Source organism: Gordonia lacunae (assembly GCF_002149015.1).
Taxonomy (GTDB): domain Bacteria; phylum Actinomycetota; class Actinomycetes; order Mycobacteriales; family Mycobacteriaceae; genus Gordonia; species Gordonia lacunae.
Window position 1 is genome coordinate 10,587 of record NZ_NGFO01000011.1, and the last position, 23,657, is coordinate 34,243.

General features: G+C 67.8%; 21 protein-coding genes. 19 read left to right on the top strand and 2 right to left on the bottom strand.

The genetic code is table 11. From position 1 onward, the window contains the following. Window positions 1-5 precede the first annotated feature (5 nt). The 15 genes from CA982_RS11190 to CA982_RS11260 all read left to right on the top strand — a co-directional run bounded on the left by CA982_RS11190 (window position 6) and on the right by CA982_RS11260 (window position 17,582). Complete coding sequence (locus tag CA982_RS11190; protein ID WP_425269070.1) at window positions 6-1,367, top strand: dihydroorotase; 1,362 nt, start codon at window positions 6-8, stop codon at window positions 1,365-1,367. Continuing rightward, a complete protein-coding gene (locus tag CA982_RS11195; RefSeq protein ID WP_086535418.1) occupies window positions 1,364-1,999 on the top strand; it encodes a PH-like domain-containing protein in 636 nt (211 codons plus the stop codon). The genes CA982_RS11190 and CA982_RS11195 overlap by 4 nt, the downstream gene beginning before the upstream one ends. Then, window positions 1,996-3,165 carry a glutamine-hydrolyzing carbamoyl-phosphate synthase small subunit gene (gene carA / locus CA982_RS11200; protein WP_086535419.1) on the top strand — a complete coding sequence of 390 codons (1,170 nt, stop codon included), beginning with the start codon at window positions 1,996-1,998 and terminating at the stop codon, window positions 3,163-3,165. Before CA982_RS11195 ends, carA begins: the two co-directional genes overlap by 4 nt. Beyond that, on the top strand, window positions 3,165-6,500 hold the full coding sequence (gene carB, locus CA982_RS11205) for a carbamoyl-phosphate synthase large subunit (RefSeq protein ID WP_086535420.1): 3,336 nt from the start codon (window positions 3,165-3,167) through the stop codon (window positions 6,498-6,500). Before carA ends, carB begins: the two co-directional genes overlap by 1 nt. After that, complete coding sequence (gene pyrF / locus CA982_RS11210; RefSeq protein ID WP_086535421.1) at window positions 6,497-7,327, top strand: orotidine-5'-phosphate decarboxylase; 831 nt, start codon at window positions 6,497-6,499, stop codon at window positions 7,325-7,327. Before carB ends, pyrF begins: the two co-directional genes overlap by 4 nt. A 506-nt stretch (window positions 7,328-7,833) precedes the next feature. After that, the gene (gene mihF / locus CA982_RS11215) at window positions 7,834-8,148 is read left to right on the top strand and encodes an integration host factor, actinobacterial type (RefSeq protein ID WP_004021989.1); all 315 of its coding nucleotides are present in this window, start codon (window positions 7,834-7,836) and stop codon (window positions 8,146-8,148) included. A 40-nt stretch (window positions 8,149-8,188) separates the two neighbouring features. Then, complete coding sequence (gene gmk / locus CA982_RS11220) at window positions 8,189-8,818, top strand: guanylate kinase (RefSeq protein WP_208617929.1); 630 nt, start codon at window positions 8,189-8,191, stop codon at window positions 8,816-8,818. A 41-nt stretch (window positions 8,819-8,859) separates the two neighbouring features. Next, on the top strand, window positions 8,860-9,159 hold the full coding sequence (rpoZ, locus tag CA982_RS11225) for a DNA-directed RNA polymerase subunit omega (protein ID WP_086535422.1): 300 nt from the start codon (window positions 8,860-8,862) through the stop codon (window positions 9,157-9,159). A 13-nt stretch (window positions 9,160-9,172) separates the two neighbouring features. Next, entirely contained in the window at window positions 9,173-10,444 is a 1,272-nt protein-coding gene (gene coaBC, locus CA982_RS11230) for a bifunctional phosphopantothenoylcysteine decarboxylase/phosphopantothenate--cysteine ligase CoaBC (protein ID WP_086535423.1), read from the top strand. 89 nt (window positions 10,445-10,533) lie between these two features. After that, the gene (gene metK, locus CA982_RS11235; protein ID WP_086535519.1) at window positions 10,534-11,742 is read left to right on the top strand and encodes a methionine adenosyltransferase; all 1,209 of its coding nucleotides are present in this window, start codon (window positions 10,534-10,536) and stop codon (window positions 11,740-11,742) included. Between the two features lie 64 nt (window positions 11,743-11,806). Further along, window positions 11,807-13,786, top strand: coding sequence for a primosomal protein N' (locus CA982_RS11240; RefSeq protein WP_086535424.1), 1,980 nt, complete (start codon window positions 11,807-11,809; stop codon window positions 13,784-13,786). Next, the gene (fmt, locus tag CA982_RS11245) at window positions 13,787-14,749 is read left to right on the top strand and encodes a methionyl-tRNA formyltransferase (protein WP_086535425.1); all 963 of its coding nucleotides are present in this window, start codon (window positions 13,787-13,789) and stop codon (window positions 14,747-14,749) included. Then, on the top strand, window positions 14,746-16,119 hold the full coding sequence (locus CA982_RS11250; RefSeq protein ID WP_086535426.1) for an RsmB/NOP family class I SAM-dependent RNA methyltransferase: 1,374 nt from the start codon (window positions 14,746-14,748) through the stop codon (window positions 16,117-16,119). The genes fmt and CA982_RS11250 overlap by 4 nt, the downstream gene beginning before the upstream one ends. Before the next feature lie 384 nt (window positions 16,120-16,503). Further along, window positions 16,504-16,788, top strand: coding sequence for a hypothetical protein (locus tag CA982_RS11255; RefSeq protein WP_086535427.1), 285 nt, complete (start codon window positions 16,504-16,506; stop codon window positions 16,786-16,788). Next, window positions 16,785-17,582 carry a hypothetical protein gene (locus CA982_RS11260; protein WP_144066020.1) on the top strand — a complete coding sequence of 266 codons (798 nt, stop codon included), beginning with the start codon at window positions 16,785-16,787 and terminating at the stop codon, window positions 17,580-17,582. Before CA982_RS11255 ends, CA982_RS11260 begins: the two co-directional genes overlap by 4 nt. Before the next feature lie 51 nt (window positions 17,583-17,633). Here the strand turns inward: CA982_RS11260 and CA982_RS11265 are convergent, their stop codons facing one another. Continuing rightward, on the bottom strand, window positions 17,634-18,113 hold the full coding sequence (locus CA982_RS11265; protein WP_086535429.1) for an SRPBCC domain-containing protein: 480 nt from the start codon (window positions 18,111-18,113) through the stop codon (window positions 17,634-17,636). Then, on the bottom strand, window positions 18,110-18,451 hold the full coding sequence (locus tag CA982_RS11270) for an ArsR/SmtB family transcription factor (RefSeq protein WP_086535430.1): 342 nt from the start codon (window positions 18,449-18,451) through the stop codon (window positions 18,110-18,112). Before CA982_RS11270 ends, CA982_RS11265 begins: the two co-directional genes overlap by 4 nt. 190 nt (window positions 18,452-18,641) lie before the next feature. Between CA982_RS11270 and CA982_RS11275 the strand changes: the two genes are divergently transcribed. The 4 genes from CA982_RS11275 to CA982_RS11290 all read left to right on the top strand — a co-directional run bounded on the left by CA982_RS11275 (window position 18,642) and on the right by CA982_RS11290 (window position 23,610). Continuing rightward, on the top strand, window positions 18,642-19,901 hold the full coding sequence (locus tag CA982_RS11275) for a DUF222 domain-containing protein (RefSeq protein ID WP_208617932.1): 1,260 nt from the start codon (window positions 18,642-18,644) through the stop codon (window positions 19,899-19,901). A 97-nt stretch (window positions 19,902-19,998) separates the two neighbouring features. Beyond that, on the top strand, window positions 19,999-20,307 hold the full coding sequence (locus CA982_RS11280; protein WP_086535431.1) for a hypothetical protein: 309 nt from the start codon (window positions 19,999-20,001) through the stop codon (window positions 20,305-20,307). Further along, on the top strand, window positions 20,307-22,817 hold the full coding sequence (locus CA982_RS11285; RefSeq protein WP_086535432.1) for a TPR repeat domain-containing protein: 2,511 nt from the start codon (window positions 20,307-20,309) through the stop codon (window positions 22,815-22,817). The genes CA982_RS11280 and CA982_RS11285 overlap by 1 nt, the downstream gene beginning before the upstream one ends. Before the next feature lie 151 nt (window positions 22,818-22,968). Beyond that, window positions 22,969-23,610 carry a hypothetical protein gene (locus CA982_RS11290; protein WP_244176227.1) on the top strand — a complete coding sequence of 214 codons (642 nt, stop codon included), beginning with the start codon at window positions 22,969-22,971 and terminating at the stop codon, window positions 23,608-23,610. The last annotated feature ends 47 nt before the right edge of the window (window positions 23,611-23,657 follow it).

The window sequence follows — 23,657 nt, forward strand, 5'->3', positions numbered from 1 at the left end:
CACCGATGAACCCCCACCACACCGCCTCAGGAGTTCCGACAGTGAGCGCCACCACCGGATCCGTACCGCCGACCGGATCCGTTCTCATCAGAGCCGTCCGCCCATACGGCGAGGGAGACCCGATCGACGTTCTCGTCGTCGACGGCGTGATCACCGAGATCGGTTCCGCGGTCACCGCTTCCGAGGGCACCGAGGTCATCGACGGCAAGGGTGGCGTGCTGCTGCCCGGGTTCGTCGACCTCCACACCCACCTGCGGGAGCCCGGTCGCGAGGACACCGAGACGATCCGCTCGGGCTCGGCGGCCGCGGCGCTCGGCGGTTACACCGCCGTCTTCGCGATGGCCAACACCAGCCCGGTGGCCGACAACTCCACCGTCACCGACAACGTGTGGCGGTCCGGACGCGAGGTCGGGCTCGTCGACGTGTACCCCGTCGGCGCCGTGACCGTCGGTCTCGCGGGCAAGCAACTCGCCGAGATGGGCATGATGGCCGCCGGCGCCGCCGGAGTGCGGATGTTCAGCGACGACGGCAAGTGCGTCGACGATCCGCTCCTGATGCGCCGCGCGCTGGAGTATGCGACCGGGCTCGGCGTCCTGATCGCCCAACACGCGGAGGAGCCGCGGCTGACCATCGGTGCCGTGGCCAACGAGGGGCCGACGGCCTCGCGTCTCGGTCTGGCGGGCTGGCCGCGCGCCGCCGAGGAGTCCATCGTCATCCGCGACGCCCTGCTCGCGCGCGATGCCGGGGCGCGTATCCACATCTGCCACGCATCCACGGAGGGCACCGTCGAACTGCTGCGGTGGGCCAAGGACCAGGGCATCGCGATCACCGCCGAGGTGACGCCGCACCATCTGCTCCTCGACGACTCCCGGCTGGAGACGTACGACCCGGTGAACAAGGTGAATCCGCCCCTGCGCGAGGTCCGCGACAAGGAGGCGCTGCGGCAGGCGCTGGCCGAGGGGATCGTCGACTGTGTGGCCACCGACCACGCCCCGCACGCCGCCCAGGAAAAGTGCTGCGAGTTCGCCCAGGCCAAGCCGGGGATGCTCGGCTTGCAGACCGCGCTGCCGATCATCGTGGAGACCCTGGTGAAGCCCGGGCTGCTCGACTGGCGCGGCGTCGCGCGCGTCATGAGCGAGCGGCCCGCGCAGATCGTCGAACTCACCGATCAGGGCCGCCCGATCGAGGTGGGCGAGCCGGCCAACCTGGCCGTCGTCGATCCGGACACGTCGTGGGTGGTGCACGGTCCCGACCTGGCGAGCCTGTCGGCCAACACCCCGTTCGAGACGATGACCATGCCCGCCACCGTCACCGCAACCGTGCTGCGCGGCGTGGTCACCGCCCGCGATGGGCAGGTGACCCGATGACCACGAGGCCCAGGCGCGGACTGATCCCGGTGGTCCTCGCGGTGCTGGTGGTCGCCTCGGTGATCGCCTCGTTTCTCGGATACGGCAAAATCGTCTTCAACGCGTGGTTCATCGGCGTCGTCGCACTTCTGGCCATCGGGGTGATCTCGGTGTTCTACCTGCTGGCGACGGGGAACCGGAAGAAGACCGCGGCGCAGACGGACGTCATCGGTGACCTGCCGACGATCCCCGCCGACCCGGGTGCGGTGCTCAGAGGTCCAGATACCGGCCTCTACCTCGGCAGCACCATCGCGCCGAGCTGGCAGAACCGGGTGACCGTCGGGGACATCGGTGACCGCGCATCGTCGGTGCTGACCGAATTCGAGACGGGCATCCTCATCGCGCGCCAGGGCGCGAGTGACATCTGGATTCCGCGCGAGTCGGTCACCGTGGTCCGGACCGAGCGCGGTATCGCCGGCAAGGTGATGACCGCCGACGGCGTCCTCGCGATCCGCTGGGTCCTGCCCAGCGGCACCGAGATCGACTCCGGGCTGCGCGCCGACGACAAATCGATCTACCCCGGCTGGGTGAACGCCTTCGCCGGGCCGCATGACAGTGGACATGGGCCACAGGAACAAGGGGCACAGGAATGAACACAGCGGTCTTGGTGCTGGAGAACGGTCAGGTGTTCACCGGCCGGAGCTACGGCGCAGTCGGCGAGACCCTTGGCGAGGCGGTGTTCTGCACCGCGATGACCGGCTATCAAGAAACCCTGACCGACCCGAGTTACCACCGCCAGATCGTGGTGGCCACCGCGCCGCAGATCGGCAACACCGGCTGGAACACCGAGGACGGCGAGAGCACCGGTAGCGCCGGCAGCACCGGCGTCGACGGTGATTCGGGCAAGATCTGGGTGGCGGGCTACGCCGTGCGGAACCCCACCCGACGCGTCTCCAACTGGCGCGCGACGACCTCCCTCGAGGAGGAGCTGGACCGTCAGGGCATCGTCGGGATCGGTGGCATCGACACCCGCACCGTGGTCCGCATCCTGCGCGATCACGGGTCGATGAAGGCCGGTATCTTCTCCGGTCCGGCCCTGGCCGGCACCGACGAACTCGTCGCCCGCGTCCGCAACCAGCCGGACATGAAGGGCGCCCGGCTGGCCGACGAGGTCACCACCGACCGCGGCTACGTCGTCGAACCGCTCGACCAGCACCGCTTCACGGTGGCCGCGATCGATCTGGGAATCAAGACGAACACGCCGCGGATGTTCGCCGAACGGGGTGTCCGCACCCACGTCGTGCCGGCGACCGTCGCGCTCGACGCCATCGCCGACCTCAAGCCCGACGGGGTCTTCCTCTCGAACGGTCCCGGCGACCCGGCCACCGCCGACGACATCGTCGAACTGACCCGCGGGGTCCTCGGCCGGGACATCCCGTTGTTCGGCATCTGCTTCGGCAACCAGATCCTCGGCCGCGCGCTGGGCCGCTCGACCTACAAGATGAAGTTCGGGCACCGGGGCATCAACATCCCGGTCGTCGACCACGCCACCGGCAAGGTCTCGATCACCTCGCAGAACCATGGCTTCGCGCTCGAAGGCGAGGCGGGGGAGGAGTTCGACTCCGACTTCGGCCGCGCGCGGGTCAGCCACGTGTGCGCCAACGACGGCACGGTCGAGGGCGTCGAGCTGCTCTCCGGCCGCGCCTACTCCGTGCAGTACCACCCGGAGGCGGCCGCCGGCCCGCACGATGCCGCGTATCTGTTCGACAAGTTCGTCACCCTGCTCGAGGGCGACCGTGAGCAAGGAGCGAGTGCCTGATGCCGCGCCGCGAAGACATCAACCACGTCCTGGTCATCGGGTCCGGGCCGATCGTCATCGGTCAGGCCTGTGAGTTCGACTACTCCGGCACCCAGGCGTGCCGAGTGCTCAAGGCCGAGGGCCTGCGGGTCAGCCTGGTGAACTCCAACCCGGCCACGATCATGACCGACCCGGAGTTCGCCGACGCCACCTACATCGAGCCGATCACGGCCGAGTACGTGGAGAAGGTCATCGAGGCCGAGCGCGACGCCGGACACCCGATCGACGCCGTCCTCGCGACCCTCGGCGGTCAGACGGCCCTGAACACCGCCGTCGCCCTGCATGACCGCGGCTCGCTGGAGAAGTACGGCATCGAGCTGATCGGCGCCGACTTCGACGCCATCCAGCGCGGCGAGGACCGGCAGATGTTCAAGGACATCGTCGAGAAGGTCGGCGGGGAGAGCGCGCGGTCGCGCGTCTGTCACACGATGGACGAGGTCCGCGACACCGTCGCCGAACTCGGGTTCCCGGTCGTCGTGCGCCCGTCGTTCACCATGGGCGGCCTGGGCTCGGGGATGGCCTACGACGACGAGGATCTCGACCGGATCGCCGGCGGCGGTCTCGCCGCCTCGCCGACGGCGAACGTCCTCATCGAGCAGTCGATCCTCGGGTGGAAGGAATACGAGCTCGAGCTCATGCGCGACAACCGCGACAACGTGGTGGTCGTCTGCTCGATCGAGAACCTCGACCCGGTCGGCGTCCACACCGGCGATTCGGTGACCGTCGCCCCGGCGATGACGTTGACCGACCGCGAGTACCAGATCATGCGCGATCTCTCGATCGACATCCTGCGCGAGGTCGGTGTGGACACCGGTGGCTGCAACATCCAGTTCGCCCAGGACCCGCGCGACGGCCGCCTCGTCGTCATCGAGATGAACCCGCGGGTGTCGCGGTCGTCGGCGCTGGCGTCGAAGGCCACCGGTTTCCCGATCGCCAAGATCGCCGCGAAGCTCGCCATCGGGTACAGCCTCGACGAGATCGTCAACGACATCACCAAGGAGACCCCGGCCTGCTTCGAGCCGACGCTCGACTACGTCGTGGTCAAGGCCCCGCGGTTCGCGTTCGAGAAGTTCCCCGGTGCCGACGACACCCTCACCACCACGATGAAGTCGGTCGGCGAGGCCATGAGCCTCGGTCGCAGCTTCGCCGAGGCCCTCGGCAAGGTCATGCGGTCGCTGGAGACGAAGGCCGGCGGTTTCTGGGCCGAGCCTAACCGGCCCGATCCGTCCACCGTCGACCTCGCCGCGCTGCTCGAGGACGTCAAGACACCGCGGGACGGCCGGCTGTACAAGCTGATGCTCGCCTTCGAGGCCGGCGCGACGATCGAGGACCTCTACGAGGCCACCGCCATCGATCCGTGGTTCCTCGCCGAGATCGGCGGGATCGCCGCGCTCGGCGCGGAGATCCGCGATGCCGACACCCTGGACGAGACGCTGCTGCGCGAAGCCAAGTCCACCGGCTTCTCCGACCGTCAGATCGCCGCTCTGCGTTCGGACTTCGCCGACGAAGCGGCTGTCCGCGCCCACCGGATCGGGCTCGGTGTGCGGCCGGTCTACAAGACCGTGGACACCTGCGCGGCCGAGTTCGAGGCGAAGACGCCGTACCACTACTCGAGCTACGAACTCGACCCCGGCGCGACCAGCGAGATCGCCCCGCAGCCCGACCGGCCCAAGGTGCTGATCCTCGGCTCGGGTCCCAACCGCATCGGGCAGGGCATCGAGTTCGACTACTCGTGTGTGCACGCAGCGCTCACGCTGTCCGACGCCGGATACGAGACCGTCATGGTCAACTGCAATCCGGAGACGGTGTCCACCGACTACGACACCGCCGACCGTCTCTACTTCGAGCCGCTGACCTTCGAGGACGTGCTCGAGGTCTACCACGCCGAATCGCAGTCGGGCACCGTCGAAGGTGTCATCGTGCAGCTCGGCGGCCAGACGCCACTCGGTCTCGCACATCGTCTGGAGGAGGCGGGCGTGCCGATCGTCGGCACCAGCCCGGCCGCCATCGACCTCGCCGAGGATCGTGGCGAGTTCGGGAAGGTGCTGACCGAGGCAGGGCTCCCGGCCCCGGCGTTCGGTACCGCGACGAGCTTCGACGAGGCAAGGGAGACCGCGGGGCGGATCGGCTACCCGGTGCTCGTCCGGCCGTCGTATGTCCTCGGCGGCCGCGGCATGGAGATCGTCTACGACGAGAAGTCCCTGGAGGACTACATCTCTCGCGCGACCGAGCTGACCCCGGATCACCCGGTGCTGGTCGACCGGTTCCTCGAGGACGCGGTGGAGATCGACGTCGACGCCCTGTGCGACGGTGACGAGGTCTACATCGGCGGCGTGATGGAGCACATCGAGGAGGCCGGTATCCACTCCGGCGACTCGGCGTGTGCGCTGCCGCCGGTGACCCTCGGGCGCGCCGACCTCGAGATGGTGCGGACCTCGACCGAGGCGCTGGCCAAGGGCATCGGCGTGAAGGGGTTGCTGAACGTCCAGTACGCGCTGAAGGACGACATCCTCTACGTGCTCGAGGCCAACCCGCGTGCGAGCCGGACGGTCCCGTTCGTCTCGAAGGCGACCGCGGTGCCCCTGGCGAAGGCGTGCGCGCGGGTCATGCTCGGCGCGTCGATCGCCGACCTGCGGGAGCAGGGCATCCTGCCCGCCACCGGCGACGGCGGAGAGGCGCCCGCGACGGCTCCGGTCTCGGTGAAAGAAGCGGTCCTGCCGTTCAACCGCTTCCGGCGTCACGACGGCAGCGGGGTCGACAACCTGCTGAGCCCCGAGATGAAGTCGACCGGTGAGGTGATGGGGATCGACGCGGACTTCGGCCGCGCGTTCGCCAAGTCGCAGACCGCCGCCTACGGCTCCCTGCCGACCGGCGGCGCGATCTTCGTGTCGGTGGCGAACAAGGACAAGCGCGCGCTGATCTTCCCGGTCAAGCACCTCGCCGACCTCGGATTCGACATCCTGGCGACCGAGGGGACCGCGGACGTGTTGCGCCGCAACGGGATCAAGTGCGAGACGGTGCGCAAGCACTTCGAGGCGGCCGAGGGGCAGCGCACGATCGTCGACATCATCCGCGCCGGCGAGGTGACGATGGTCATCAACACCCCGTACGGCAATTCGGGTCCGCGCGTCGACGGCTACGAGATCCGCAGCGCCGCGGTGTCGGTGAACATCCCGTGCATCACCACGGTGCAGGGGGCCTCAGCCGCCGTGCAGGGCATCGAAGCCGCGATGACCGGCGACATCGGGGTGCGGTCACTGCAGAACCGCCACGCCGACCTGGCCGGCCGGTCGTGACCGACGCGTCCGGGTTCGGTGGCCGCTACACACGGGCGGTCGCCGAGCGCGGGCGTCTGTGCGCGGGGATCGATCCACACGCGGCGCTGCTCGAGGAGTGGGGCCTGTCGGTGGACATCGACGGACTGTCGGTGTTCGCCGACGCCTGCGTCGAGGCGCTGGGTCCGGTGGCGGCCGTCATCAAGCCCCAGATCGCGTTCTTCGAGCCGTTCGGGGCCGCGGGTTTCGCCGTCCTCGAACGCGTCGTCGCCGGCTGCCGTGACGCCGGGGCACTCGTCATCGCCGACGCCAAACGCGGGGACATCGGATCGACGATGGCCGCCTACGCGCAGGCCTGGCTGTCCGAGTCCTCGCCGCTGTGCGCCGACTCGGTGACCGCATCGCCCTACCTGGGATACGAATCCCTGCGCCCGGCACTCGATCTCGCGCGTCACGGCGAGCGGGGGGTCTTCGTGCTGGCGCGGACGTCGAATCCGGAGGGCGGCGACATCCAGCGGGCGCGGGCGGGGGAGCGGACGGTCGCACAGTCGATCGTCGACGCCGCTGCGGCCGAGAACGCCGACGGTACGGCGACGGTCGGTCTGGTCGTCGGGGCCACGCGCGAGCACGGCCTGGATCTGGCCGATCTGCGCGGCCCGATCCTGGCGCCCGGCCTGGGCGCCCAGGGCGCCACTCCCGCGGACCTGCCGATCGTGTTCGACGGGGCCGATCCAGCCTGGGTGCTGCCCGCCAGTTCCCGCGGCGTGCTCCGCGCGGGGCCGGACCCGGCCGCTCTGCGAGACGCATTCGTGCGTACCCGCGACGAGGTCGAGGCCGCGCTGGGCTGAGCCGCCGGTGGCGACTCCGCGCGCGTCACCCCACATGCCGACGACCGGGGTCTGCGCGACACGCGCGACGCCCCACCTCAATCGCAGAAATTCAGGTCACACCACTCGTGTCACACGCGTATCACCGCGTCCGGGGTCCGGACGCGGGTATTTCGCGTTGCTATCGAACCGCTGGTCGCGCGATGCTTCGCTGACCTGCGGAGATGGCGTAAAACACGTAGTCAGGGCGGTGGCGCGAACAGTGAATCGGTGCTGCGCCCGTGTGAACGCGCCGAGGGCCCTACAACATGAGAAAACACCGCGAAAACGGGGGGTCGCACTCGCAAATGCCTGCTCACGTCGGTACGGTCGCATTCGCCGCCAACATTTGATGGCGTCGGCCGGGTGCAGACCCGGCCGGCAGGCCGGCGATGGCGATCCAGCCGCGGTCGCACGGCAACAGCGCCTCGGACGCCCTCTGGGCGACCGATGCAGTCCCACTCGAGAACGAAAGACGGAGGAACCCCGTGGCCCTTCCCCAGTTGACCGATGAGCAGCGCGCCGCTGCGTTGGAGAAGGCAGCTGCCGCTCGTCGTGTCCGCGCGGAGCTCAAGGAGCGCCTCAAGCGCGGTGGCACCGATCTCCAGCAGGTGCTCAAGGATGCCGAGAACGACGAGATCCTGGGCAAGATGAAGGTCTCGGCCCTGCTCGAGGCCCTGCCCAAGGTCGGCAAGGTCAAGGCGCAGGAGATCATGACCGAGCTCGAGATCGCCCCGACCCGCCGCCTGCGCGGTCTCGGCGACCGTCAGCGCAAGGCTCTGCTCGAGAAGTTCAGCTCCTGAGCGTGAGCAACCGAACCGAATACGGCAGCGAGACGAACCCGTGGACCGGACGGTGAACAACCGCCCGGACCACGAGGGAACCGGACGCACGAGGGGTCGACTGATCGTTTTGGTCGGCCCCTCGGCCGTCGGCAAGTCCACCGTGGTCGCGAAGGTCTGCGCCGCGGTACCCGACGTCTACTTCAGCGTGTCGGCGACGACGCGCGACCCGCGGCCCGGCGAAGTCGACGGCCGCGACTACCACTTCGTCTCCGCCGGCGACTTCGACAAGATGATCGCCGCCGACGAGCTCCTGGAGTGGGCCGAGATCCACGGCGGCCTGCAGCGCTCGGGCACACCGATCGCACCGGTCCTGGCCGCACTGGAAGCCGGTAAGCCGGTTCTGGTCGAGGTCGACCTGGTCGGCGCACGCAATGTGGTCGCCCGGCTCCCCGAGGCGGTCACCGTCTTCCTCGCACCGCCCAGCTGGGACGAACTCGTCTCCCGACTGACCGGCCGGGCCACCGAGACCCCCGAGGCCATCGAGCGCCGGCTGGCCACCGCGCGCACCGAGATGGCCGCTCAGGACGAGTTCGACCACGTCATCGTGAACAGCGAAGTCGACCGCGCAGCCGATCAGTTGGTATCCTTGCTGGTCGGACCTGAACAGCCGGCCGCATCCGCGACCTGACCGGCCCTTTCCGACACCCAGACCTCGACGCAGGAGTTCGTGTGAGCACCCCGACCAATTTCGACATCACCGACATCGCCGACGCACCGGCCTACGACACGCCGTTGGGCATCACGAATCCGCCGATCGACGATCTGCTCGACCGCGCGTCGTCGAAGTACGCGCTCGTGATCTACGCGGCCAAGCGCGCTCGCCAGATCAACGACTACTACAACCAGCTCGGCGACGGCATCCTCGAGTACGTCGGCCCGCTGGTCGAGCCCGGCCTCCAGGAGAAGCCGCTCTCGATCGCCATGCGCGAGATCCACTCCGACCTGCTCGAGCACACCGAGGGCGAATAGCCCCGGCCCCCTGATGACGACAGCGACCGGAACCCGGCGGCGCGTCCTGATCGGCGTCGGCGGCGGGATCGCGGCCTACAAGGTCTGCTCGGTGATCCGGCACTTCACCGAGGCCGGCCACGACGTCCGTGTCGTGCCCACGCCGGCGGCGCTCGAGTTCGTCGGCAAGGCGACCTTCGAGGCGCTCAGCGGTAACCCGGTCTCCACGACCGTGTTCGACGACGTGGACGAGGTCGCCCACGTCCGTCTCGGACAGGGCGCCGATCTGGTGGTCATCGCCCCGGCCACCGCCGACCTCATGGCCCGCGCCGCCCAGGGACGCGCCGACGACCTGCTGACCGCCTCGCTGCTGACCGTCCGCTGTCCGGTGTTGTTCGTCCCGGCCATGCACACCGAGATGTGGGAGCACCCCGCGACCCAGGCCAACGTGGCGACGCTCCGGTCGCACGGCTCGATCGTGATGACCCCGGCGTCGGGGCGCCTCACGGGTACCGACTCCGGTCGCGGCCGGCTCCCGGATCCCCAAGAGATCGCACTGGTCGGCGAGCTGCTCCTCGACCGGTCCGATGCGCTGCCGTACGACCTCGCCGGCGTCCGCGTGCTGATCAGTGCCGGCGGCACCCGGGAGCCGCTCGACCCGGTCCGCTACCTCGGCAATCACAGCTCGGGCAAGCAGGGTTTCGCGCTGGCCCGCGCCGCGGCCCAGCGCGGCGCGAGCGTCACCGTCGTCGCCGGGTCCACCGCCGACCCGGGTGACCCGGCCGGTGTCTCGATCGTGCGGATCTCGACCGCCGAGCAACTCGCCGACGAGATGACCAAGCGCGCCGCCGACGCCGATGTCGTCATCATGGCCGCCGCGGTCGCCGACTTCCGCCCGGTCGCCGTCGCCGAGTCCAAGATCAAGAAGGGCGAGGAGGGGCCGGCGCCGATCCGGCTGACCACCAACCCCGACATCCTGCGCGGTCTCGTCACCGCCCGTGACGAGGGCCGGATCCCGCACGAGACCGTGATCGTCGGCTTCGCCGCCGAGACCGGCGACGAGACCGGCGGCGTCCTCGACCACGGTCGCGCGAAACTGGCCCGCAAGGGCTGTGACCTGCTCGTCGTCAACGCGGTCGGCGACGGCAAGGCCTTCGGGACCGAGGACAACACCGGCTGGTTGCTCGCCGCCAACGGCGATGAGACCGCATTGCCCTTCGGGTCGAAAACACTCATGTCGAGCCGGATACTTGACGAAGTGCGCCAACTGGTGCCTGATGGTCGGGGAGCTCGACCGACCGATTAGGTTGGATGTATTCACCCGGCCAGTCGGACCTGGCCGACACTGCCAGCGGCGCGTCGACCATCGACGCGCGTAGATCTCGAGAGGATCTGATGACCACCTCGTCACGCCTGTTCACGAGCGAATCCGTCACCGAGGGACACCCCGACAAGATCTGTGACGCGATCAGCGACTCGATTCTCGACGCCATCCTCACCGACGATCCGAAGGCGCGCGTCGCGGTCGAGACCCTCGTGACCACCGGACAGGTGCACGTCGCCGGCGAGGTCACCACGACCGCCTACGCCGACATCCCCAAGATCGTGCGCGACAAGGTCCTGGAGATCGGCTACGACTCCTCGACCAAGGGCTTCGACGGCGCATCGTGCGGCGTGAACGTCGCCATCGGTGCGCAGTCCCCGGACATCGCCGGTGGCGTCTTCAACTCGCACGAGAGCCGCAGCGGCATCTCGGAGGACGAGATCGACAGCCAGGGCGCCGGAGACCAGGGCCTGATGTTCGGCTACGCCACCAACGAGACCCCCGAACTCATGCCGGTTCCGATCGCGCTGGCCCATCGCCTGTCTCGCCGCCTCACCGAGGTGCGCAAGAACGGCACACTGCCGTACCTGCGCCCCGACGGCAAGACGCAGGTCACCATCGAATACGACGGCGACGCGCCGGTCCGTCTGGACACCGTGGTCCTGTCGACGCAGCACGCGGCCGACATCGACCTCGACAACCTCCTCGCCCCGGACATCAAGAAGCAGGTCGTCGACGCGGTGCTCGCCGAGATCGACCTGCCGACCCTCGACACCACCGACTACCGCCTCCTGGTCAACCCGACGGGCAAGTTCGTCCTGGGCGGCCCGATGGGTGACGCCGGCCTGACCGGTCGCAAGATCATCGTCGACACCTACGGCGGCATGGCCCGCCACGGTGGTGGCGCATTCTCCGGCAAGGACCCGTCGAAGGTCGACCGCAGCGCGGCCTATGCGATGCGCTGGGTCGCCAAGAACGCGGTGGCCGCGGGACTGGCCAACCGCATCGAGGTCCAGGTCGCCTATGCGATCGGCAAGGCCGCCCCGGTCGGTCTGTTCGTCGAGACCTTCGGCACCGAGAAGGTCGATCCGGCCGTCATCGAGCGCGTCATCAAGGAGAACTTCGACCTGCGTCCCCTCGCGATCATCCGCGACCTGGACCTGTTGCGCCCGATCTACGCGCCGACCGCCGCCTACGGCCACTTCGGCCGCACCGACGTCGACCTGCCGTGGGAGCGGACCGACCGCGCGGAGAAGCTGCGGGCCGCCGCGGGTCTGTAGACCCTCTGCGGAAGTACTCTCGCTGACACCCAAAGGAGCACGGGTCCCGGCCGCTGAGCTGCCGGTGGCCCGTGTTCTGCCTGTTCTGGGACTCGCGCACCTCGACCGGCCCTTCGACTACCTGATCGACGTCGACCAGGACGAGGCCGCGCAGCCCGGTGTGCGCGTCCGCGTGCGATTCTCCGGCCGGCTCGTCGACGGCTACCTTCTCGACCGCATCGAGAAGAGCGATCACCCCGGCAAGCTGGGCTGGCTCGACCGGGTCGTGTCCGCGGAACCGGTCCTGACCCCGCAGCTGGCAGCGCTGTGTCGCGCGGTGGCCGACCGGTACGCGGGCACCATGGGTGACGTCGTGCGTCTGGCGATCCCGCCGCGGCACGCGCGCACGGAGAAGGAGACGACACCGGAGCCGGCTGCCGTCGTCGAGACCCCCGAGCTCACCGACTGGCACCGGTATCCGCTCGCCGACTCCTACATCGAGAATCTCGTCGACGGTCATCCGCGCGCTGTCTGGCAGGCCCTGCCGGGGGAGGAGTGGCCGCGTCGTCTCGCCGAACTCGCCGCGGCAACGCTCGCGGCCGGGCGCGGGTGCATCCTCATCGTCCCCGATCAGCGGGATCTCGACCGCGTGTGGGCCGAGTGTGAGCCGCTGATCGGCGATCGTGGTGTCGCGCTCTCGGCCGGCCTCGGGCCCACCGCGCGCTACCGCCGATGGCTGGCCGTGCGGCGCGGCGCCGCGCAACTGGTGATCGGGACCCGCAGTGCGGTGTTCGCACCGGTCGCCGATCTCGGCCTCGTCGTCGTGTGGGATGACGGCGACGACAGCATGTCGGACCCGCGGGCCCCGTATCCGCACCCCCGCGAGGTGGCGGTGCTGCGCTCGCACCACGAGCGATGCGGACTACTGCTCAGTGGTTTCGCCCGCACCGCCGAGGCACAGGCGCTGGTCGCGTCGGGCTGGGCACACGATCTCGTCGCCGATCGCTCGACCGTCCGTGCCCGGAGCCCGCGCGTCCAGGCGATCTCCGACGACGACCGCCAGATCGCACGCGACCCCATGGCGAGGTCGGCGCGCATCCCCGAAGTCGCCTTCGACGCGGCACGCTCGGCGTTCGCCGCCGATCGTCCGGTCGTGTTCAGCGTCCCGCGCCGGGGATATGTGCCATCGCTGGCGTGCACGCGCTGCCGGGAACACGCCCGCTGTCGCGCCTGTCACGGCCCTCTCCAGCTCGACGCCGACCAACGGCTGAGCTGTCGATGGTGTGGGCGTCCCGAACGGTCCTTCCGCTGCGCGGAGTGCGGCAACACCTCGGTACGTGCGACGGTCACCGGTGCGCGCCGGACCGCCGAAGAACTGGGACGCGCGTTCGCCGGTGTGCCGGTGCTGACCAGCGGGGGCGACACGATCCTCGACGAGATCGAACCCGGCGCGCGGCTCGTGGTCGCGACACCGGGCGCCGAGCCGGTCGCGCCGGGCGGGTACGGCGCGGCGATCGTCGTCGACACCTGGGCACAGCTGGACCGTGCGGACCTGCGTGCCGAGGAGCATGCGGTCCGGCGCTGGATGGGACTGGCCGCGATGGTCACGCCGCACGGTGAGGGCGGTCGCGTGGTGATCGTCGCCGACTCCTCGCTGGCACCCGTGCAAGCGCTGATTCGGTGGGACCCGGTGGGATTCGCAACGATCCAGCTGCGGCAGCGGGTGGAACTCGGCTTTCCGCCTGCGGTCACGATGGCCTCGGTCGACGGGCCGACCGGGGTGATCACGGACTTCGTCGAGCATCTCGACCTGCCGACCGACGCCGACGTTCTCGGGCCGGTGCCGCTCCCCCCGGGGGTGCGCCCGCCCGCGGGGAGCGCCGAGTGGGAGGCCGCCACCCCCGAGGACATGGACCGGGACGAGATGGATCGCATCCTGGTGCGGTTGCCGCGCAAGCACGGACGGCTCCTCGCCGAAGCGCTCGTCGCGGGTCAGGTGCGCCGCAACACGCATCGACAGACCGGGCCGATCCGGGTGCAGATCGACCCGCCTACGATCGGATGAATGCGCATCGTTTTCGCCGGGACCCCCGAGGTCGCCGTGCCGTCGTTGCAGGCCCTCATCGACTCGCCGTCGCATGAGGTGGTCGGGGTCATCACCCGCCCCGACGCGGTGTCCGGTCGCGGCCGCAAGGTGATGCGGTCTCCCGTCGGTCTGCTCGCCGACGAGCACTCGCTCGAGGTGATCACCCCGCGTCGGTTGTCCGAGCCGGAGGTCGACGACGTGCTCCGGCGCTGGGCTCCCGACTGCGGTGCCGTCGTGGCCTACGGCGGCCTCGTGCCTCCCGGACTACTGGACCTCCCGCAGCACGGGTGGATCAATCTGCACTTCTCGGTCCTGCCCGCCTGGCGGGGTGCGGCTCCGGTCCAGGCCGCCATCGCGGCCGGCGACGAGGTGACGGGCGCCAGCACGTTCCGGCTCGAGAAGGGCCTCGACACCGGCCCGGTCTTCGGTGTGCTGACCGAGACCATCCGGCCCACCGACACCAGCGGCGACATCCTGGCACGGCTGGCCGACGCCGGCTCGGGGTTGTTGCTGTCCACCCTCGACGGCCTCGCGGCGGGCGAGCTCGCCCCCGAACCACAGCCGACGACGGGTGTGAGCCACGCACCCAAGATCGACGTCGACGACGCGAAGGTCCGCTGGGACCTGCCGGCGCACATCATCGATCGCCTGATCCGCGCATACACCCCCGCGCCCGGACCGTGGACGAGTCTCGACGAGGCGCGGATCAAGGTCGGGCCGGTGTCGGTCGTCGCGTCGACCGACGATCCCGGCCTGCCCGAGGCGGTCGCCGGTGGTGCCCTCGCGCCCGGTGTGCTCGCGGTCACCAAGAAGGCGGTGTTCGTCGGAACAGGTTCGCAGCCGGTCACACTCGGCACCGTGCAGCCACCGGGGAAGAAGCCCATGCCCGCGGCCGACTGGGCGCGCGGTGCGCGTCTGACCGACGGGACGGTCCTGGGATGAGCGGCAAACTCCGGCAGAAGGATCTGGATCCCGCGCGCGTTGCTGCCCGCGACACCCTTCGCGCGGTACGTGAACGCGACGCCTACGCCAACCTGGTTCTGCCGAAGATGCTGCGGGACAGGAAGATCGACGGACGCGACGCCGCCTTCGCCACCGAACTGGCCTACGGTGCCGCGCGGGCGCAGGGTCTGCTGGACGCCGTGATCTCCTCCGCCGCGAAACGGCCCGTCGCCGACATCGACGGCACGGTTCTCGACGTCCTGCGTCTGGGCACCTATCAGCTGCTGCGGACGAGGGTCGGCGCCCACGCGGCGGTGTCCACGTCGGTCGATCTGGTCCGATCCGAGAACGGGATGGGGCCCGCCGGTTTCGTGAACGCGGTGCTGCGCAAGGTGTCGCAGAAGGACGAGGACATGTGGGTGGAAGAGCTCGCCCCGTCGCCCGCGGACGATCTCGTCGGCTACCTCGCCTTCCAGTACGCGCATCCGCGATGGATCGCGGAGGTGTTCCGCGATGCGCTCGGCGGCTCGGCGGGACAACTGCAGGCGGCGCTGGCCGCCGATGACGAGCGACCACCGGTGCATCTCGTGGCGCGTCCGGGGCTCATCACCGCCGAGGAACTCGCTCTCACCAGCGAGGGCGAGGTCGGCGACTACTCGCCGTACTGCGTGTACCTGCCGGGTGGCGATCCCGGCGACGTCGCCGCGATCCGCGAGGGATACGCGGGTGTCCAGGACGAGGGCAGCCAGCTGATCGCCCGTGCGGTGACCGTGGCGGAGGTCGCCGACGACGCCGGGCGGTGGCTCGACATGTGCGCCGGTCCTGGCGGGAAGGCCGCACTCATCGGTTCGCTCGCCGAGATCGACGGTGCCCGACTCGATGCGGTCGAGGTGTCCGAGCATCGTGCCGGCCTGATCCGCAAGGTCGTGGCCGACCTGCCGGTGACCATCCATGTCGCCGACGCCCGGTCCAGTGGACTCGACGCCGGTTACGACCGGATCCTGCTCGACGCCCCGTGCTCGGGCCTGGGCTCGCTGCGCCGGCGACCCGAATCCCGGTGGCGCCGGACCACTGCCGACGTCGACGAACTCGTCGTCCTCCAGAAGCAGTTGCTCACCGAGGCGCTGCGCCTGGTGAAACCCGGTGGTGTCGTGGTCTATTCGACGTGTTCGCCGCACCCGGCCGAGACGACTGCGGTGGTGGCCGATGTGGTGGCGTCGATCGACGGTGTGCGTCAGCTCGATGCGCGCCCGCTCGTGACGGTGGGCAAGCTCGGCCCGGATCTGTTGGGCGACGGCCCTCACGTACAGCTCTGGCCACACGTCCACGGCACTGACGCCATGTTCCTGGCGGCGTTGACGCGGGACTGACGACCACGACCGAGCCCGGTCCGGTCGGTCAACGTGTGCACAAGGCAGAGACTTCGGAGTCGTCCTGGGGTAGTCTGCGATCGCGTTTTCGCAACTGGCAGAGAGCCTGCGTGCGCTCGGACGGGGGAAATGGTGGGCGAACGGTTTGCTGTGGACGAGGTCGGCACGATCTACGAGGTCGGAGCCACGCTCGCGCAATGTGGTTCCGAGATCGGAAGTCTCTGGGCGACTGAAAGGCCCTGGTTTCTGCAGTGCGCGGCCCAGTCGTAAAAGCCATTCTCGACGTGTCCGCGCCAGAAACCAAGCTTGAGATGTGGGGCTCCCTCCTGGGCAGGCAGCGCCAATGCGGAGCTGTCAGCTCTCGACAACCAAGTCTTCAAGACCATGTCGACGGAGGCCCAATACGTCCAGATGTCGGAGGGCCATCTTCGTGCACATCCCGATCTCGTTGACGACCCGAATTTTCGACGTATGTTTCCCGGCCGAGGGGAGGCGTTCTTTGAAGCGCTACGCGCCGGCGATACGTTGCCGCCGAACTCGGTGGACATCGGCAAGGTCCCAGAATTCATGTTGAATCTCCCGGGCGTCGAGATCGATAACTACAGCACCCTGTACGACCCGCAATTCGACCGAGCCAGGACCGCGACCGAGCATCGGGAGGGCTGGTGACTGTGGTCGTTTCGCCACGCGCAGCCAGAACCGGCGTCGGGTTGTTCCTGGTCCTGGCAGTCCTTGCCACGTCAACCGGGTGTGGCGAGAACGATCCGCCTCTCTCGGAGTCGTCGTCGGTGGCACCGTCGGCGGATCATCTGCCGCCGCGGTACGACGTCGCCTTCCGTTGGGCGCCGACCGATGTCGTCGACCTGCATGATCCGACGGGCACCTTCGTGCGGGCCTTCGTCGAATCGTTTGAGTTGGCGTTCGCCGGTCGATCTCCGGAGTGGGGCTATCCGGGGTTCAGGGAGGCTGCACCAGGGGACATCGACTCCCTCGTTGCTGGTCGGCTCGTGTCCCCGAGCTACTCGACAGACCTGGCCGGCACCTATTTTTTCCGTCCTCTCAGGCGCGAGGACGACGGGTTGTTCACGACCATGGTGCTGTGCCGAAGCGATGTTCAATCCGTGCGTAAGAATCCCGAGGACCCTTCTCGCGAATGGCTGAACACGAGTTACCCGGAGTGGACCTTCCCCGCTGTCATCCGGTTCGAACGCACGCCTGGCGCACTTCCGGCGGTCGACCGGGGTGGGACAGCCAGAGGTGCCAACCGAGACGTGTTCGGCGCGTGGCGCGTTGTCGATTACATTCGCCAATCCGTCGGCGGCAGGCGCTACATCAACGATGAGGCGGAGTGCGACCGAATCGGGAGGAACGCTGAAATTCCGCGACAGCCGAACGATTTCGCGCCGCGACCATGGCCGGCTATGGAGCCGTCACCCGGTTGGCAGATATTTCCATCGGCCTAGGGCTGACCATCGTGGCGTCGTCAAACAAGACGAAGTCCGCGACGGCAATTGTCATTGTGGGGCTTTGTGTTCCACCAGGTCGGCGAGTGCGGCGGTGACCGACCCCCAGCCGTCGTAGAAGCCGAGCTCGTCGTGGTGGTTCCGGTCGGCCGGGCTCCCATGGCGTACCACGACGCTGTACTCGGTTCCGTCCGCGTGCTCGGCGAGGGTGATCTCGGCCGTCATCGGGACCGGCGCGGGGTCGGCGGGCCGCCACGAACTGTCGACGGCATTGGTGAACACCAAGCGCTCGTAGGCTTCCGCAACCAGGAAGACGGCGTCCATGTGCGGGACGAAAGTGGTTCCGTCCTCGCTCATCCGGGTCACGAGCGCGCCACCCGGTGTGGCTTCGAGGCGGTCGACGCGGGTGACCGTCGGAGCCGGCGTCCACCATTGTGCGAATTGCTCCGGCCGGGTCCACGCATCCCAGATACGTTCTCGCGGAGCGCGGATCACCCGGCGCAGGATCAGGTCGAGTTCGGGGTCGATCATGGTGTCTCCTCGGTGTCGGTGTCGGTGACGAAGTGTTCAAGACGGTCGGTGCGCTCGGTCCAGGCAGTGCGCTGATGGTCCAGCCAGGTGGACAATCGACGCAGCCGCCGTCGGTCGAGCGTGCACATCCGCGTCCGGCCGACTTTCCTTGTCAGAACCAAACCGCTGTCTTCCAAGACGCGTAGGTGCTTCATGAACGACGGCAGGGTGATGGGGAAGGGGTCGGCGAGTTCGCCGACACTGGCCGGGCCACGCCCCAGGCGTTCGACGACGGCGCGACGCGTCGGGTCGGACAGGGCGCCGAAGATCTCGTCCAAAGGAGTAGAACTATGTGCCATGTGGCTAAGTGTTACAGACTCCATCACTGAACTCAATGGCTAAGTGAAAAGTTGGTGCTGAGGTTGTGGAAAGTAGCGTCGCATGTGCGGTTTTCCGCGTATGATCGAATGCATGTACGAGACGGTGCCGGATACAACAGAACGCTTGGCTACCGATCACCTCCGGTCGATCGTGAGTGGTCTGTCGGCCATGCCCGCAGGTGTCGACGAGTCGGAGTCGGTGGATCGGCTCACTCTTCTCGAGGAGATCAAGTCGGCGTGCACGGCGGCCCAGGTGCGTGAGACCGCCAATCTCGATGACCTGCGCGCGGCGCACGAGGCCGCGCAGAACGTCCCTCACCAGCGACGCGGGCGTGGCCTGGCTGCCGAAGTGGGTCTGGCGCGTAAGGTGTCGCCTCGCAAGGGAAGTCAGTGCCTCGGGTTCGCCCGCGCCCTGGCGTACGAGATGCCGCACACTCTGGCGGCACTCACCGCGGGAGTCCTCACCGAGTGGCGGGCAACGATCCTGGTGCGCGAGACCGCCTATCTGATACGTGAATCGCGCGAAGAGATCGACCGCCGCATCTGTGGTGATCCCGCGGTGCTGGTGGGTATGTCCGATCGCGAGATCGAGGCGCTCGCCAAACGACACGCTTACGAGTTGGAACCAGAAGCGGTGGTGGCTCGGAAGGCGAAGGCCGAGAAGGATCGTCGCGTCACCGTTCGGCCCGCGCCGGATCTGATGACGCAACTGTCGGCGCTGCTGCCGATGGCGGAAGGGATCGCGGTGTACGCCGCGCTCAAGAAGCACGCCGACTCGGTGTCCGCGTCCGATGGCCGCTCTCATGAGCAAGTCATGGCCGACACCCTCGTCGAGCGTGTCACCGGCCGCTCGGTTGCGGAGCCGACGCCGATCGCGGTGAATGTCGTTCTGTCCGAACAGAGCTTGTTGGGCCTGGCGGATACGGCCGCGGACGTGTCGGGGTACGGTCCGGTCCCGGCGACCGTCGCGAGACTCCTGATAGCCGATTCGGTAGACCCCGAGGGTGAGACCGCGTCGACACTGCGCCGCCTGTACGCCCGACCATCCGACGGGGCCCTGGTCGCGATGGAATCTCGATCGCGGGCTTTCCCGCCCGCACTTGCCCGTTACATACGTCTACGAGACCAGCGGTGCCGGACCCCCTATTGCGGTGCGCCGGTCGCGGAGATCGACCACGCGGCACCGCACCGACGCAGGGGGCCGACCAGCGCGGTCAACGCAGACGGGACCTGCGTGCTCCACAACCGCGCCAAGGAAGCGCCCGGCTGGTTCTACAACGTGAAGATGGTGGGCGGGGTACGCGTGATCGACGTGATCACCCCGACCAAGGCCCGACATCGGAGCGTTGCCCCGCCCGCGATCGGGCATCAGCCGGCAACATGGAGCGGCGTCGAAACGCGCCTGATCCAGATACTCGCTGCCTCCTGATTGTGGATGGCGGACGGACGGCAGCGTGATGTCGTACTAGGTTGTTCGTGGTGGCGGTGTGCCACGTCGTGGACTGATGCAGACTCGGGGGGTTTGTATGGCTGAACGGTTTGGTGTCGAGGAACTGGGTGTCATCACCGGCGTCGGCGATGCGCTGGCTCGATGCTCGTCGGAGACGCGAGCCCTGTGGACCGGGAAGTCCGCCTTCGGCGACGCTTCGGGTGCGATGCCGGCCTCGGCGATCGGTGCGGCGTGCTCAGGTAAGGACGACACTGTTCGCACGTTGTTGGGCCGGGCGGCAGCGAGGATGGACCAGGTGTCGCAGACCTGCTATCAAGCGGCGGGCGACGTCGCCGACACCGAAGAGTCACTGGCCAGTGGCTTCCGTGCGATCAGCGAGTTCTGATGTCGCGTCCGTCGCGTTCCGTCGTCAACGGGTGGGACCTGATGTCCCTGGACGCTGCGGCGAACGCACTCGACGCCGGGGTGGATGGTCTTCGGAAACAAACGCAGGCGATGGCGGATGCGCCGATGAGGGCCGGCGACTCGAAGGGGTGGGTCGGCGCATCGCAACTCGGATGTGAAGCCCGCGCCGGCTCAGATCGAGTCGAGATCAACAAACTGGGCGCCGATCTCACCCACGCTGCCAACGTCCTGCGAAACACTTCGTCAGCGATCAGCCCGAATCGCACCACGGCGCTGCTTCGCGCGCTCGGCCTCGAACGCGACAGGTTCAGCGTTGCCGACGACTGGACGGTGCGCGACACCCGCGACTATGCGGCCGAACTGGCGGACGTGGAGGTCGGAAGCGCAACGGAGCGTTCGATTCTCGACGCTCGGGCCGCGCGCGCCGAGGAGGCGAGGACGGCGACACTCTCGCTCCAATCCCTGGCCGATCAGATGGGCGAGGACGACCGTAACGGGGCGCGAGTTCTCTCGGCGGCCTTCGGCGATGCCGAAGGAAACGCGCCCCTGGCGTCGAGCTACTCACCGGGCCAGGCGAGTATCGACGTCCAGGCCATCATGAGTGGAACCGCCACGAAAGAGCAGAAAGACCGGTTCTTCCGCGCCACCGGCCTCACCCCGGAACAATCCGCGGCGTTGGCGCGCGGCGACCACGCCGTCATTCCCAAGGAGCAGTTCGACTATTTGAAGGCGATCTACACGCCGAGTTGGGGTGGCGGTCCCGACGGGCAGCCGTTGTCCCTCGGCGCCTTGGAGTCGTTCGGCGACAAGTACACCGGCGCCGAGCGAGAAAGTCTGAAACAGAGTCTCGCCGACGGTGTGTACATGCTCGGCAACCGCCACCTGCGGACCGAGCAGACCGACTCGAACGTGTTCGCCGAGATCTGGGGGACGAATGCTCCGTTCGTCACCGGCGGATTGAACCAACTCCCGGCGCCCCTACGTGACGTGTTGAGCAGTCCCGCCGCAAGCAAAGGGCACGTGACAGTTCCGGATTCGGGCCCACACTCCGGTGGCCACAGGTCGGTTACCGATCTGAAGACCTTCGATGACCTCAAGACAGTGATGGACATCCTCGAGCACCGTTCCGTCGACTCCCCGGGTGGAATGTACGGCTCGGAGTCCGTTCAGCTGGGAAGCGACGTCGACCGAGCGTTGATGGTTCGAGCCGGTGAGCTGGCAGCGTTCTCTGGCGGTGAGCTCGTGTCGAATCCGGGATTCTTCGACCACAACGACGTGTCCAAGAACGAACTCGAAGGTCTCATGATCCGGATGCTCGACGTTGCAGGCAGTGATCACATCGCGGTACACGATGCGGTGATGTCTGCGACCGGTGGCCAGGTGAGCAATTCGATGCCCTCATCGTTCGACCTCACAGGCACCGAACGGTCCTTCAAGGACGCTGAAGTCCTCAAACACCTGTTGACGTTCGACTGGACCGACAAGGCGGGGCACGAGAACGACGGCATCAACAGACTCTTCAACTGGATGCCCGGTGCGGCCTACGCACCCGACGGCAGTCTTCCTGAAGCTGTGCTCGAAAGCCAGCGTGCGGGCAGTATCTCGACCGCGCTGGCGCAGTACTTCGGCGACAACAAAGATGCGCTCATCGACATCGGAGAGAGGAAGCCGGCGCTGGGCGAACTCAATCCCGAGCTGACGCGCACGTTGGCCTCCGCGATCGGCTCGCACACCGCTGTTCTGGCGGGCGCCGATCCCGAACTCTTTCACACGCATGGTGTGTCGAAAGTTGACGTGAACGACCTGAAAGCAACCTTCGAGATCCTCAATTCTGATGCGACCGCGGGAAGAACAGTCAACTCCCTGACCGCCCTGCAGATCGACGTCATGCAGCAGGAGTTCGGCAAGAACCCGCACGACTACGGGCTCGGCGAAGTCACCGGACGGTTGGAAGGAGCCATGATCGGCGGATTGGACGCGCACATCGAGGAAACGAAGATCGACGGCAGGCACCTGGCAGCCCACGACGCGGCGGTCGCGGGCGCCATGTTCGACAGTGCGAAGACGCTTCTCACCGCCGTTCCGGGCCTCGATCCCGCTGTCAAGCTGCTCATCGACACCGCGGCGCCACAGGTGAAGCTGGATCTGTCCGGGCTACCGACCGACCCGGACACGATCAAGGCCGACCCGGAAATTCAGCAGCTGCGCAAAGACATGTTCGACGACGATGTCAATCCCAACGCAAAATACGTGCAGATTCTCGCAGGATACTTCGAGGCCCACCCGGAACTGGCGGATGATCCCGGCTTTCGGGATCTGTTCTCGGGTGACAGCAACGCAGATTTCGACGAAATGAAGCGGACCGGTGTAATGGCTAGCGTCACTAGCGAGAGCCGGGCCGGAACGTTCATTCAGCAGAAACTCGCTTCGGATATCAACTCTTTCGCACTACGGCACAACGAGAACCTAGAAGATGTGTACAAAAGGTAGGCGCATCGCAGGAATTGCTGCCAAAAAAGTCCGTGGCCTGCACTTGACGGTGCTGCTTCTCATGGTCCTTTCAGTAGCTGGTTGTTCCAGCACTTCGTCACACAATGAGCAGCCGACGAACAGTTCTGCCGTCGCTCCGGCAGGAAAGCGCTTGCCGCCTGATCTGGACATGTCCTTCCGCTGGATTCCTACGAACGTTCTCGGCCTCGAGACCCCGGAAGGGTCGTTTGTCCGGGCGTACACGGAGTCATTCGAACTTGCCTTTGAGGGGCAGTCGATGGAATGGGGATATCCCGGCTTCGCGGCGGCATCGCCCCCAGGCACCGACGAGCGAATCCGCTTGGTGGCGAGCGACAGTCAAACAAGCAGGGTGGTAAACACGCTGTTTCTGCGGCCTCTGCGTCGCGAAGACTCCGATGACCGGAGTCGGTTGATTGTGTGCCGCAGCGAGCTATTGTCCATTGAGCAACGGTCCGATGGCGGGGGCGTCACGTGGCGCAATATCGGGAATCGCTGGGCTTATCCAATCACGATCGAGTTCGTCCGCACGGGCGAGAGGTTGCCGCCTGCTGATCAGCACGGCCCTCAGACCACACCCTTCACGTCGATGTTCGGCAGCTGGCAGGTCTCGTTCTTCGATCGCTTGGGAATGGGTCCAGAGAATCGAGCCGACCATATCGCGTGCAACGCCTTGCCGCCGAACCCCGACCTTCCGAGAGTCGGGGTCGAGACGGGACCGGAGCCGTGGCCGGTACTACCGCCGTCTCCCGGCTGGCCGGCGAACGGTCTCTGAGACTGCCGAGGGCTTTCGTCCGTGGACAGGGCCGCGCCCTACACTTG

What these genes read in the sequence shown, in the direction of transcription:
- CA982_RS11285 (WP_086535432.1), top strand. Translation starts at nt 20,307, where the DNA reads ATGTCGCGTCCGTCGCGTTCCGTCGTCAACGGGTGGGACCTGATGTCC.
- CA982_RS11250 (WP_086535426.1), top strand. Translation starts at nt 14,746, where the DNA reads ATGAGCGGCAAACTCCGGCAGAAGGATCTGGATCCCGCGCGCGTTGCT.
- CA982_RS11190 (WP_425269070.1), top strand. Translation starts at nt 6, where the DNA reads ATGAACCCCCACCACACCGCCTCAGGAGTTCCGACAGTGAGCGCCACC.
- CA982_RS11255 (WP_086535427.1), top strand. Translation starts at nt 16,504, where the DNA reads ATGTCGACGGAGGCCCAATACGTCCAGATGTCGGAGGGCCATCTTCGT.
- carA (WP_086535419.1), top strand. Translation starts at nt 1,996, where the DNA reads ATGAACACAGCGGTCTTGGTGCTGGAGAACGGTCAGGTGTTCACCGGC.
- metK (WP_086535519.1), top strand. Translation starts at nt 10,534, where the DNA reads ATGACCACCTCGTCACGCCTGTTCACGAGCGAATCCGTCACCGAGGGA.
- CA982_RS11265 (WP_086535429.1), bottom strand. Translation starts at nt 18,113, where the DNA reads ATGATCGACCCCGAACTCGACCTGATCCTGCGCCGGGTGATCCGCGCT.
- CA982_RS11280 (WP_086535431.1), top strand. Translation starts at nt 19,999, where the DNA reads ATGGCTGAACGGTTTGGTGTCGAGGAACTGGGTGTCATCACCGGCGTC.
- carB (WP_086535420.1), top strand. Translation starts at nt 3,165, where the DNA reads ATGCCGCGCCGCGAAGACATCAACCACGTCCTGGTCATCGGGTCCGGG.
- CA982_RS11195 (WP_086535418.1), top strand. Translation starts at nt 1,364, where the DNA reads ATGACCACGAGGCCCAGGCGCGGACTGATCCCGGTGGTCCTCGCGGTG.
- CA982_RS11270 (WP_086535430.1), bottom strand. Translation starts at nt 18,451, where the DNA reads ATGGCACATAGTTCTACTCCTTTGGACGAGATCTTCGGCGCCCTGTCC.
- fmt (WP_086535425.1), top strand. Translation starts at nt 13,787, where the DNA reads ATGCGCATCGTTTTCGCCGGGACCCCCGAGGTCGCCGTGCCGTCGTTG.
- coaBC (WP_086535423.1), top strand. Translation starts at nt 9,173, where the DNA reads ATGACGACAGCGACCGGAACCCGGCGGCGCGTCCTGATCGGCGTCGGC.
- CA982_RS11275 (WP_208617932.1), top strand. Translation starts at nt 18,642, where the DNA reads ATGCCCGCAGGTGTCGACGAGTCGGAGTCGGTGGATCGGCTCACTCTT.